Below are 14,275 nucleotides of genomic sequence, written 5' to 3'. Positions count from 1 at the left end.
ACGGTTGTCCATGCCAGCCACTATAGAAATTCGTCCGTAATATAGCATGTCGGCTAACCAGCAGCTTCAGACTTTCCTCGAATAGGGACGGTTCAAAGTACCCCTCCAGATCAAAGGTCGCCTGTTCAAAATACACGCCTGTTTCTGCATTCATCAAACTATGGAACAGCATCCCCTTTTGCATGGGGGTCAACGGATACACATTTTCCAATTCCCCAACCGTCTTGGTCTGCTCCTTAATCGTATCTAATTGCTCCATTGTCAGACCTTTAAACAGCACATCACTTGGAGTCAATTCGGTCCGCTCCCGTGTGACACAATGCTCGATCATTTCAAGCAGATTGGATTTTAATAGATTAGCCAGCATGTGGACGGTGTCCTTACGGAAGGCTTTGCCGTTATACCGAATGTCCAGTTCCAGGATGCCGTTCGTTACGATCCCGCTCGCATCCAGAGCATATTTCATCTTCGTCCGGTCACTAACGACCGATCCAATCGAGTAAGGAGACCTACGGATATCGCTGTTTTGCAAGTCCTGATCAAACTGGCCGAGATAGTTAAAGCTCACTTGTGGCTCGGCAAAAGCTTGATGTTGACCAAGGTGCTGTGCAACTGCTTGCTGACCAACGGCTTGGCCGGATTCACTCAAATATCTCCAGATTCCGTAGCCCATTCCTTTATTCGGAATATGACGCAGGCTTTCTTTGACCTGTTTAATTCGTTCTGACAAAGCGTGACCACAACCAACGTCCAGCAATACCGGATATGGACTCGTAAACCAGCCTACCGTACGAGAAATGTCTGTATCCGGCAAAATGTCCTCGCGTCCGTGTCCCTCCAGATTGATCAGACTGCGTTCATGACCCGTCCACGTGTACAGCATCATGCCCAGTGCCGTCAGAAGCAGATCGTTCACTTCCGTGTTATATGCGCGGTGTGCTTGCTTCAACAGCCGTTCGGTCTCTTCTTCCGTGAGCTTGACGACCACTGTATCGGTGTCAGCTAGGGTAAATGAGCCAGCCTGCGCTTGATCCTCAGGTAAACGTACTTGGTCAGACAAAGCCGCTGCGTTCAATTGCTCCCAGTAGGCGTGTTCACTTTTCATGGCTGCGCTATTGGCATACTTGGAAAGTTTTTGTGACCAGGAACGGAAGGAATCCGTTTTGTCCGGCAGCTGAAGCACTTCCTGATGAACGGCCTGTTCATAGGCAGTAGCCAAATCCTCAAACAAAATACGCCAGGATACCCCGTCCACGACCAAATGGTGAATCGCCATCAGGAGATGATCTCCATCTGCACAGTGGAACAAGCCCGCCTTTAACAGCGGTCCTTCATGCAGCTGGATACTGCTTTGAATTTCGGTGGATTTTGCCTCAATTGCCGCGCTGAGCATGGCTTCATCCGTCAAATCCCTAAAGTCCAGCACGTCCAGATGATACAGCTCACCTTCCTGTATTCCGCGGTTCCAGGCTTTATAGCCTTGCTCGGTCTTGCTGAACACCATCCGCAGAGCATCATGATGCTCTGTCAGTTTGATAAGCGCCTGACGCAGAGCGGACTCATCAAAACCCTGCTCCCGGTGCAGCATCACTGCCTGATTAAAGTGATGCGCATCCACTTGCTCTTGTTTAAAGAACCCATACTGGATCGGAAGCAACGCCGTTTCCCCGCTCACTTCTCCCTGATCTACCATACGACTGACCTCGTGCATATGCGGTGCCAGCGTTGCGACGATGGGATAACGGAACAAATCCTTCATGTCCAGCTTGTAGCCTGCCTGGAACGCACGTGATACGATTTGAATCGCCTTGATCGAATCGCCGCCCAGGTCAAAGAAATTGTCTAAAATACCGACGGTTGGCACGCCCAGGACGGACTGCCAGATCGCTACGAGTGCTCGTTCTGTTACAGTGCGTGGTGCTGCATAATCCGCACCGCTGTGCAGACTGCCTTCTGGTGCTGGCAGGGACTTGCGGTCGATTTTACCGTTCGGTGTCAGCGGCATCTGCTCCAACCAGATGAAATACGACGGCACCATATAGCTTGGCAGCTCTTGTCCCAGCTCATGTCTCAGTTCACCAGCTCCAAGCTCTTGACTCGCCACGTAGTACGCCACGAGCTGTGTTTGGCCCGTTTCGTCCGTACGGGCCATGATGACCGCTTCTTGTACCGATTCCACCTGCAACAGCTGCGATTCGATCTCGCCCAGTTCGATCCGGTAACCTCTGATTTTCACCTGATGGTCCATCCGACCCAAATATTCAATGTTGCCGTCCGGCATCCATCTTGCCAAATCGCCTGTACGATACATCCGCTCATGGTCTGACTTGTCATCAGCAAACGGATTATTTACAAATTTCTCGGCCGTCAGTTCTTCACGTTTCCAATACCCACGGGCCAATCCTTCCCCTGCAATACATAACTCACCCGGTACGCCGACGGGCTGCAATTCCCCATTCGCATTCATGATATAGATTTGGGTATTCGCAATAGGACGTCCGATATTAATCTCTTGAGCATGGGTCAGTTCCTGCACGGTCGACCACACCGTCGTTTCTGTAGGTCCGTACATGTTATAAATGCGAGGACCATTTATTTCTTGCAGTGCTGCCAGTAGCTTGGACGGAAGGGCTTCGCCCCCGACCATAATTACCTTCACGCTTTGCAGCGCGCGAGAACCTGCTTCATGACCCAGTAGCATTTGCAACCGGGATGGGGTCATTTGCAACATCTCAATCGAATGTTGAGTAATCAACTCACCCAGTTCCTGCGGATTCACCTGATGCTGGCTGTCGCCAAGCACAACCGTCATTCCACCCAACAGGGGCAAGATGGTTTCCAAGACGAAAATATCGAATGAAATGGTCGTGAGCGACAAAATCGTTTGGCTCGCTTCAAAGTCAATGACTTCGCGCATCCCGGTAATAAAATTGAGTACCGAGCGATGCTGGAGCATAACTCCTTTCGGATTTCCAGTCGAACCAGACGTATAGATGACATAAGCCAAATGCTCTGGTCGGGCAATCGTCTCCAGGTTGCCGCTCTCTCCCTGATACAAGGCTGCATCCTCAAGAAATATTGCATTGGCGTTGCAATGATGCTCTTCCAACAGATCACGACTGGTCAGAAGCACTGTGGCCTCGCTATCTTCCAGCATGTATGCAATACGAGAGGACGGAAATTCGGGATCAATCGGCACATAAGCACCACCTGCTTTTAGAACAGCCAGGAGACCTACGATCATTTCCACTGAACGCTGTACCATCAGTCCGACCAGTTTGTCAGGTCCTACTCCTTGTGCTTGAAGCATTCGTGCCAATAAATTCGCCCGTTCATTTAGCTCCCGATAAGTCAGACTCTGATGTCCAAACACCAATGCCACCTGATCCGGCGTACACTCCACCTGATCCTCGAACAGCTGATGGATCGTCTGTTTGGACGGAAATGCACAAGCAGTGTCATTAAATGCCGCTGTAATCTGTTGTTTCTCCGCTGCTGTGACCAATTCCAGCTCTTCAACCCGAACATTTGGGTTGAGCGAAATTTGCTCCAAGAGACGGGTGAAATGTCCATACAGACGCTCAATGCCTTTCCGATCAAAGCTGATCGTGTTATACATAAAACGAATCTTGATGCCTTCACCCGGCATCACGACGACGTTCAGATCATAGTTGGTTTCCTCTGTAGACACCACGTTCGAAATCGTAAATTTATCCTGTCCATCACTGCCCAACTGCTCTACCTGCTGCTCCACCGGATAATTTTCAAATATCATAATATGGTTAATTAAATCCTGCTTCTGCTCGGTCAGTGCTTGAATTTCATACAGCGGGAACGCATCGTAGGCATTGGAAGCCAGCGCCTGCCGCTGTGTTCGTTTCATCAGCTCGACAAAGGTTTCACCTTGTTCAGACTGCACGCGCACTGGAATCGTGTTAATGAATAGCCCAATCATGTGCTCCACACCTGGAATATCCCCTGGGCGACCGGACACAACGCTGCCAAACACAACATCCGAACTGTTATTATATTTTTGCAACAAGACGCCCCATACCGTCTGAATCAGCGTATTGATCGTCACCTGATTTTGCTTCGCCACTTGTTCGATCTGGGCAACCAGCTCTGGCTGGAATTCGCAATCCAGATCTTCAGCAACATATTCCCCGGTGTGCATCGATTTAGGCTGTATTTTTTGCTGCGGGAGCGTAATTTGCTGCTCATAATCTTCCAGATATCTGCTCCAGTACTGCAGGGCCGCCTCACGGTCCTGACGTTCCAGCCATTCAATAAATCGACTGAACGGCGTAACAGGCTCCAGTACTGGCTTATGACCCGCACGCAGTGCCAGATAGCTGCCGAATACCTCCTGTGTCATAAAGGACAAGCACCAGCCATCCATCAAAATGTGATGGAAGCTCCAAACAAAGTGGTACGTTTCATCCCCGGTTTGCAAAATGGAGACACGAATGAGTGCATCCTCTGCAAGATTGAATCCTTTCGCTTTATCCTCGATGACAAAAGCTTCAACACGAGCTTCTCGTTCCTCTTTTTCTAGTCCGCGCAAGTCTTCATAATATAATTGCCCGCTGCGGTTGCCGAAAACGACCTGTATTGGCTCATTGTTCCAAGAGTTGATGAAATTCGTCCGCAACGCCTCATGACGCTGTACGAGCAGATCAAAGCTTTTGCCGAAAGCAACCACATCAAACCGTCCATTCAACTCAAAGGTGGCCTGCTCAAAATAAGCTGTCGAACTCTCATCCATTAGACTGAAGAAGAGCATACCTTTTTGCATCGGCGTCAAAGCATACACATTTTCTAGTTCACCCATATCTTGTGTATCTTTCACCAATTGCTCCAACTCGTCCAGCGTGATGTTATTTAGCAGAACATCACTTGGGGTCAACACCGTTCTTTCCTGCGCAACGCAATGGCTAATCACCTCACGCAAGCCGGATGCCAGTAGTTGTCCAAGCTGTGCAATCGTTTCATGACGGAATTGTGTTGTGCCGTAGCGAATAGTGAAAACCAGCTCGCCGTCCTCGATTACTCCGTTAATATCCAATGCAAAATCCATAGACGCGTTCGTGCTAACAGGCACACCGATGGAATAGGAGGAAGGCTCCAGATCGTTGCCTTTATAATCCTGATCGAATTGACCCAAATAGTTAAAACTGATCTCAGGCTGCGCCTTTAACTGCACGTCTGCTTTCTCCAAAACATTCGTTTCCGACAGGTAACGTAAAATACCATATCCGATGCCTTTCTGCGGAATATGACGCAGCCCTTCCTTAACCCGTTTGATCAGACGAGCCGTATTCCCCCCTTGTCCCAGACTTCCATCCAGTACAACCGGGAACTGGCTCGTAAACCAGCCGACTGTCCGTGTAATATCCACATCTGTTAAAATGGCCTCCCGCCCATGGCCCTCCAGGTTGATCAGAACCCGTTCGGAACCAGACCAGTCATAGACGGCTTTTCCGAGCGCAGCCAGCAACAGGTCATTCATTTCCGTGTTGTACGCGCGATGAGCTTGTTTGAGTAGTTGCTCAGTTTCCTGCTTCGTCCAGCGGACAGTCACAACCTCACTGTCTCCCAGCAGAGCATTGTCATTTGCAAAATCCTTCGGCAAAGGCTTTGCAAGACTGGCTTCTGCTTGTTCGATATGCTGCCAGTATGCGAGCTCCCGCTCTATCGTCGCACTATTCGCGTAGACTGACAGCTGTTTAGCCCATACCTGGAATGAATCTGTTTTATGTGGCAGTCGAATAGCTTTACCCGTTTTACCTGCAGCAGCCTGCTCATAACCGGATGCCAAATCCTCCAGTAAAATGCGCCACGATACACCGTCCACAACCAAATGATGAATGACGATTAGCAAATGGTCGCCCCCAGCGCAATGGAACAGACCAAGCTTCACAAGCGGACCCTCGCTCAAATGAATGCCGGCTTGAATTTCACTCGCCTTGGCTTCTACAGCGGCAGATTCGTCCTCAATTCCTCTAAAATCTACAATGTCCAGTGTGTATAGCTCGCCTTCCTCCACACTCCGATTCCAAGCGGCATAGCCTTGCTCCGTCTCACGGAATACAGTGCGCAATGCGTCATGATGCTGGACAATACGGTCCATCGTACGGCGCAGCGCGTCGACGTCAAAGCGCCCAGCTCGATACAGCATCATCGCCTGGTTGCTGTGGTGCAGATCAACCGGCTGCTGCTCGAAGAACCACCGCTGAATGGGCGTCAGATCTACCTTGCCTACGGCCTCTTCCTGGCTGGCAATCTTGCCATCTGTACGAAGTAAAGGACTGAGTGACGCTACCGTCGGATTGCTGAACAAATCCTTCATGTCCAGTCGATACCCTGCTTGCAGCAATCGGGATGATACTTGCAGCGCTTTGATTGAATCGCCGCCCAGTTCAAAGAAGTTATCCTGCGTGCCTACCGTTTCGACACCCAGCACCCCGGCCCACACTGAAGCTAAAACCTGTTCTACCGTAGTACGTGGAGCCACATAGGCTGCGCCGGTATGGATGCTTCCTTCCGGTTCCGGCAAGGCCTTGCGGTCGATTTTTCCATTGTGGGTCAGTGGTAAGGTCTCCAGACGCATCAAGCGTGCAGGTAGCATATGTGCTGGCAGTCCTGCTTCCAGCTCGGCCTGTACCTCCTCGATCCGCAGCTCAGCTTCTCCCGTGATGTATCCGCACAAGTACTTATGTCCACGCTCATCCGTCCGGTCGATGACTACCGCTTGACGCACACCCGGCACCCGCTGAATCGCCGTTTCAATCTCGCCCAGCTCGATCCGGTAGCCCCGGATTTTCACTTGATAATCCATCCGGCCGATAAAGTCCACATTGCCGTCTGGCATCCATCGCGCCAAGTCACCTGTGCGGTACAATCGTTCACCCGGTACGTACGGGTTTGTCACGAATTTTTCGGCGGTCAAATCCGCACGGTTCAGGTATCCCCGTGCCACCCCGGCACCGCCAATGCACAGCTCGCCCAGTACGCCGATCGGCACCGGATTCAGCTGGCTGTCCAAGATGTAAAACCGTGCGTTCAGCCACGCCTGACCAATCGGCACACTGCCGCTGTCCGGCAGCTTCGACAGTTCTTCGTCGTAGAAGCTGGAGTCGATTGCCGCTTCCGTGACGCCGTAGCTGTTCATAATGCGAATATCCGCGCCAAACCGTTCTTGCAGCACCCGGTAATCCGTCACACTGCAGCTATCCGAGCTGGTGATCAGCAGTTCCAGACTGCTCATGTCTAGTCCGTGTTCATGCACATGCTGCATGAACGGTACGATTAAAGCCGGGGTCGATTCGAACACCGTAAGCTGATAGTCGCGAATCCAGCCGTACAGACGGCTTGGGTCAATCCGATCATCTTTCGGGCAGATGACCATTGTGCCACCATTATAGAGCGTCCGCGCGATATCGCCGACGAACACGTCGAAGGAGAAACTTGCCAGCTGTAGCAGTCGTACCGGAAACTGGTTCAGACGGTAATCCCGGCGGTAGGCCGCGGCTGTGTTTACCAGACTGCGATGCTCGATCATGACCCCTTTCGGGCGTCCCGTTGTACCGGACGTGTAGATCACATACGCCAGATCCTGCGGCTCGTTGATATGTTCCACATCCGTGGCATCCCCGATGTACAGCGACTCATCGTCCAACGCCAGCACGGTGTGCAGACGCAGTCCCGTTGCGGGTTCGGATGCTGCTTCGCTATCAGATAACGAATCTGATTTCAAGCTTAATCCCTCATTAAGGCTGTCTCTTTCCATCGTTTCAATGCTAACCGCCGTTTCCAGCTCGCCCTCAGCAATTCCTTCGGCCAAAGCCCATCGGCTTTCATTCAGCCATGCTTGGGCACGCTCCTGCAAACCTGTTTGAGTCAGTAGCACTGTCGCACCGCTGTCCTCCAGCATAAAGTGGATACGTTCGGACGGATAATCCGCATCTAACGGTACATATGCTCCGCCGGCTTTCCATACTGCCAATACGCCGACCAGCATGTCCACCGAGCGCTCGCTCAAAATACCAACAATGGATTCGCGCCCAATACCTTCATTCCGTAATCTACGAGCAAGTTGGTTCCCACGCTCGTTCAGCTCGCGGTACGTAAGCTGCCGCTCCTCGTATACAACTGCCACGTGATCCGGCACAAGCTGCGCTTGTTCTTCCACATAGGCGTGGAACAACCCTTCTGATTGTTTTTCATCAATCCATGCAGATACGCCTACTGATCCAAAACCGTCGATGATTTTCGCTTTTTCCGAAGCAGTCACCAACTCAAGCTCATCTACCAGCGCATCTGGTCTGTTAATCGCTTTTTCAATAATATGCAGCAAATGCTCGCGGATTTGCTCTACAGCTGTACGTTCCAATACTCGCGCGTTGTACTCCAAATGGACATGAATTTCATCCCCCGGCACAACCGTAATGTTGAAATCATAGTTCGTTTGCTCCGACACGGAAGCATTGGCAATCGTAAAACCATTCGTACCACGGCTACCCATTTGCTCCATGCGCTGTTCCACTGGGTAGTTTTCAAACACCATAATATGGTTCACCAGGTCCTGTTTTTGCTCTGTCAGGGCCTGAATTTCATATAACGGATAGGTTTCATAGGCACGGGAAGCCAGTGCCTGCTCCTGTATCTGCTTCATTAACGCAGCAAACGTCATATCTTTCTCACTGTGAATCCGTACAGGAACCGTGTTAATGAACAAACCAATCATTTTATCGATGCCCGGAATATCCGCTGATCTGCCGGATACGACACTGCCAAATACAACATCCCGACTGTTGTTATACCGTTGCAGCACAACGCCCCACGCTGCTTGAAGAAGCGTATTGACCGTCACTTGCTTCTGCTTAACCAGCTTGTTCATCCGTTCCGTCACTTCGCGGTCCAGTGTAAACGAAAGCTTGTCCGCTTCATATTCTTTAGCGTGACCTTCCAGCTGTTTTGCCTGTGGCAATACCGTCTGCCGCTCGAAACCAGCAAAATAATCACTCCAGAACCGTTCAGCCTCTGCTTTGTCCTGCCGCTCAAGCCATTCAATATATTCGCTGTAAGGCGTTACCGGAGCTAACTCCGGTTTGCAGCCTTCGAGCAGGGCAAAATACGTGTTGAAGGCTTCCCCGACAACCAGGAACAAGCACCAGCCGTCCATCAAAATATGGTGGAAGCTCCACACAAAACGGTACGACTCCTCGCCTGTACGCAAAATAGACACCCGCATCAGCTCGCCTGAGCTGAAATTAAAGCCTTCGGCTTTGTCACGCTCAGCAAAATCAGCAATGTATGCGTCCTGCTCTCCTTGCCCCAGTGAACGTACATCTTCAAAACGGAATCCAGCCGCTTTATGGCGGTACACTACCTGTAAAGGCTGCTCATTCCAGCCGCTATAAAAATTCGTTCTGAATATTTGGTGGCGATCCACCAGTTGATTTAAGCTTTCGGCAAAAGCCTCCACTTGAAAGCTGCCTTGCAGATCAAATGTCGCCTGCTCAAAGTACGCCCCGGATTTCGGCTCCATTAAGCCGTGGAACAGGATGCCTTTTTGCATGGGTGTGAGCGAATAAATATTTTCCAGTTCTCCCGCAGCAGCCGTTTGCTCTACAATATGCTCCAGCTCTCCAGCCGTCAGTCCTTGGAAGGACAAGTCGCTTGGCGTCAGCTCTGGCAACTCTTTTTCCACACAGTGAGCCAATACCTCACGCAAGCTCTCCTGAAGCAGATCAGCCAGCTTTTTGATTGACTTTTTCATGAACGTTTTGTTGCTGTAGCTGATCGTCAGTTCCAGTGCACCGTCCGTGATCATGCCGTTGATATCCAGAGCATACCGCTTGGTTAACGTGTCACTAATGGAAGCTCCGATGGAATAAGGAGACATGCGAAAGGCATTATTCTTTAAATCCTGATCGAATTGTCCGAGATAGTTAAAGCTGATTTCCGGCTCGCTGATAAAAGGTGCTTCCCCTTCCCTGTCAGCAAGATATCTCAAAATCCCGTATCCAATCCCTTTATGCGGCAAACGGCGCAGTCCTTCTTTGACGTTCTTGACACGCCGTCCCACATTCTGTTCCTCGCCCATATCGAGTACAACCGGGAATTGGCTGGTAAACCAACCGATCGTCCGCGTAATATCCACATCCGGCAAAATGGCTTCCCGTCCGTGACCCTCCAGATTTACAAGCACCTGACGGATGCCTGCCCACTCCTGAATTGCAGTGCCCAGAGCTGTCAGCAACAGGTCGTTTGCTTCCGTATTGTAGGCACGATGAGCTTGTTTCAAGAATTGTTCCGTTTCTTCTACCGTCCACGCTACTGTCAGTGTCCGATCATCGCGAAGCTGTGGCTTGGCCTGAGATTTACGAGTGTAATCCTTGGGCAAAGCTGCTTGTGTAGCTGCTGCTTGCTCCAGCTGTTGCCAGTACGCACGCTCATTCTCCAACGCTCCACTGTTCGCATAAGCGGATAGCTGATCTGCCCACAGACGGAAGGAATCCGTTTTGTTGGGTAAACGGACAGACTCGCCCTGTAAAGCCTGCTCATAACCGGATGCCAAATCCTCCAGTAAAATACGCCAAGACACGCCGTCGACCACAAAATGGTGGATCGCTACCAACAAATGGTCTCCATCGGTGCAACGGAACAGACCCAGCTTCACCAAAGGGCCTTCATCTAAACGGATACTGCTTTGAATTTCGCTGGCTTTGTTCTCCAGCAAATGAGCAAAGTCAGACTCATTTGTAAAATCAACCACTTCGAGGCTGTACAGTTCCCCTTCTTGCACGCCACGGTTCCATACTTCATATCCACCGTCCACATTTTGGCGGAATACGATGCGCAAAGCGTCATGATGCTCGACAATGCGTTGCAGTGCCTGATGAAGCGCCGTTTCGTCCAAACGATCCTCACGGTGCAGCATCAGAGCCTGATTATAGTGCTCAGGATTGGATGGCTGCTGCTCAATGAACCAGTGTTGAATCGGTGTCAATGCCACGTTTCCACTGACTTCTCCTTGATCGGAAACGCGGGTCACCCGCTGCACCCGTCCATTCAGCTCAGCAATCGTCGGATACTGGAACAGCTCTCTCATTTCCAGCTTGTAACCATTTTGCAGCAGTCTTGAAGACACCTGGATGGCCTTAATCGAGTCGCCCCCCAGATGGAAAAAGTTATCCAGTACACCAATATGCTCGATACCAAGTACAGATTGCCACACGGACACTAGCGTCCGTTCTACCTCATTACGTGCCGCTACGTAATCCTCACCGGAATCCACGCTTCCCTCCGGTTGCGGCAACGCCCGACGATCCACTTTGCCATTTGGTGTCAACGGCAATTGCTCCAGCTGCACAAAATATGACGGTACCATGTAACCCGGCAATTCTTGGCTCAAGGCGCTTCGCAGCTCACTAGCCGCGATATCCGCAAGGGTGACTACATATGCACAGAGCTGCTTTTGCCCCTGCTCATCCTCACGTGCAATGACGACGGCTTCTTGCACCGCTTCCAGCTTCAGCAGCTGTGCTTCCACCTCGCCCAACTCAATCCGGTAGCCCCGGATTTTCACCTGTGCGTCAATCCGTCCTTTGTATTCCAGCGTTCCGTCCTCATTCCAGCGCACCAAATCGCCTGTGCGGTAGCAGCGCTCTCCGCTGCGGAACGGGCTGTCTACAAACTTTTCAGCCGTCAAATCCGGACGGTTTCGGTAGCCACGTGCCACCCCGTCGCCGCCGACGATCAACTCCCCCCATGCCCCGACAGGCTGAAGCTGCATGGAACGGTCTACGACATACGCTGTGGAGTTGTGGATCGGACGCCCAATCGGCACCGCTTTCAATTGCACGCTGGCAATCGCATGAGTTGTAGAAAAAGTTGTATTTTCTGTCGGCCCATAGCCGTTAATGATCCGCAGGGACGGATGAGCCTCCAGCACCCGGTTAATGTGCGGTACGGACAGCACATCACCACCGACCAGCAGTTCTTGTACCCCATCGAACAGCTCCAAGTCCTGCTGAGATAGCTGGTTAAAGAGCGGGGCAGTCAGCCACATTGTCGTGATACCGTGGTTGCGCACGGCTTCCTTGAGTTTTGGAGCGTCCAAAATGACATCCTGACTTACCAGCACGAGCTGTCCACCATTCAATAGCGCACCCCAAATTTCGAAGGTGGACGCGTCAAAGACAACAGCGCCAGTTTGCAAAATGCGTGTATCAGCATCTAATTGCGCATAGTTTGTACTTTTCACCAAACGCACAACATTGCGATGTTCTACCATAACCCCTTTGGGCTGTCCGGTTGTGCCCGAAGTGTACATCAAATAAGCTAGTCGGTTTCCAAATTTAAGTTCTTGTTCTTCAGCGGTGCTGTCTACGACAGACGAGGATGATTCATTTAAAATCTCATTTTTCAGATTTGTATAATCGGTATAATCCGCGTGATAAGCCTCATTTTGCTCCCAATGTACGGTATTCAAGCCTTGGTTATTCTCTGCCCCGTACACCTTAGCATCGCTCAGATCCAATACGATTCCGGTGTATTCCTCCGGTTGCTGTTCTGCGCGCTGCACCAGCAGCAACTTCGCCCCCGAATCTTCCAACAGGTAACGTACACGTTCAGCCGGATAATCAGGATCAATCGGTACATATGCGCCGCCCGCTTTGAGAATCGCCAACATGCCGACGATCATATCCGTGGAACGCTCAGCAACGATACCTACAGTTTGCTCGGCGGTAACACCGTGTCCGCGCAACGTGTGAGCCAGTCGATTTGCTTTTACATTCAGTTCGCCATAAGTTAAAGGGGCATTTCCGAACACAACTGCTGTCTGATTCGGTGTACGTTCAGCCTGTTCCTCAAACAACTCATGAATGCCTGCTTCGTGTGGATATTCCACCGCTGTAGCATTGAATACGTCGACGATTTGCGCCCGTTCTTCCTCACTGATCAGCGACAATTCCTGTATCCGCTTGTGTGGGCCCTGCACCATATGCTCCGCCACACTCAAAAATTGTCGAATAATTCGAGCAATTTCCTGTTCACTAAACAGCTCGGTACGATAATCTAGGTACAGCACGAGTCTATCATCATCCAGCATTTCAACCATGTGAATATCGAAGTCGTTCACCGTATCTCCGCAGAAATCGTTATCAACCTGCTGAATCGCTTCATCAAACCGGGAGAAACTCAAAGTACGGTACTGAATGGAAGCACCAAACAGACGCTGAATGTCCAGGCTGCTTTGCTGTTCACGCAAATCCTGAATAATTTTGTTGTACGGGTAACGCTGATGCCGCAAAATGGATGCCTGCTCCTTCCCTACACCTTGCAGGAAGGTCAACAGTTCGGATTCTGGTTCGACTAACAGACGCGTAGCCACAGTGCTGACGAACATACCGATGGTATCCTTTTCCTTCTTAGACGTACGGTTGGCATAGAGTGTCCCCACGGTTAAGTCCTGCTCTCCCGTCACTTTATGCAAATAAATATACAGAGCCGCCAGGAAGAACGTGAAAATACTAATTTTATGTTCCTCGCAAAAAGTCGTAACACCACGATACAACTCATGTTCCAGTATAAAGCTCTCCCGGCGTGCAGCTGTACTCAGTGTCAGCGGGTTATATGATTTCAAACCTGTAGTCTCTGGCAAATCGGCAAACTTTTCTGTCCAGTACGTTTTGTCCTTTTGATAACGGTCTGATTGCTCATAGCTTTGCTCTACCTGAATAAAATCCAGATAGGGATTGTCCTTGGTCGGCGTATCTTGACCTGTACCATGCACAATATCCATATAATGTCCGGTGATTTCATTAATGGCCTGATTCATGGACACGCCGTCTGAGATAATATGATGCATTTTAAAATTAAACCAGGTTTCTTCTGCTCCGAGCTGCAAGATAACAAATCGGTACAGCTGCGAATCCAACAATGAGAACGGCTGTGGATTATGGCGCTTTAACCATTCCTTTGCTTCTTCCGGGGTAACTTGGAGCGTTTCTATACTTTCCGCCGTAAACGGCTCTACATATTGATACGGAATCCCATCCTGAGCAGTAATTTTGATACGAAAAGAATCATTTTGGGCAATTACCCGGTTCATTGCTTGCTGCAAGGCATCTATACGAACAGTTCCCCTGATTTTTACTGTTGCAATAATTGTTGATGTGTTCCGATTAGGATACAGAAGCTCCGTATACCAAATCCGTTGCTGTGGCTGGCTTAGCGAAAACAATTGAACATCTTGCTGTGTCAT

General features: G+C 50.5%; 1 protein-coding gene (running past one end of the window). It reads right to left on the bottom strand.

Going from position 1 to position 14,275, the window contains the following annotated elements:
* Positions 1–14,275, bottom strand: the start of a protein-coding gene (locus C1T21_RS05310) for a non-ribosomal peptide synthase/polyketide synthase (RefSeq protein WP_103047502.1). The gene continues 28,010 nt to the left of window position 1, outside the view; 14,275 of the gene's 42,285 nt are visible here — the first part of the coding sequence; the start codon lies at positions 14,273–14,275; its stop codon lies beyond the left edge, outside the window.

Source organism: Paenibacillus sp. F4, from assembly GCF_002894905.1.
In the GTDB taxonomy this organism is placed as follows: Bacteria; Bacillota; Bacilli; order Paenibacillales; family Paenibacillaceae; genus Paenibacillus; species Paenibacillus polymyxa_B.
This window is presented reverse-complemented; position numbering and strand designations above follow the sequence as displayed.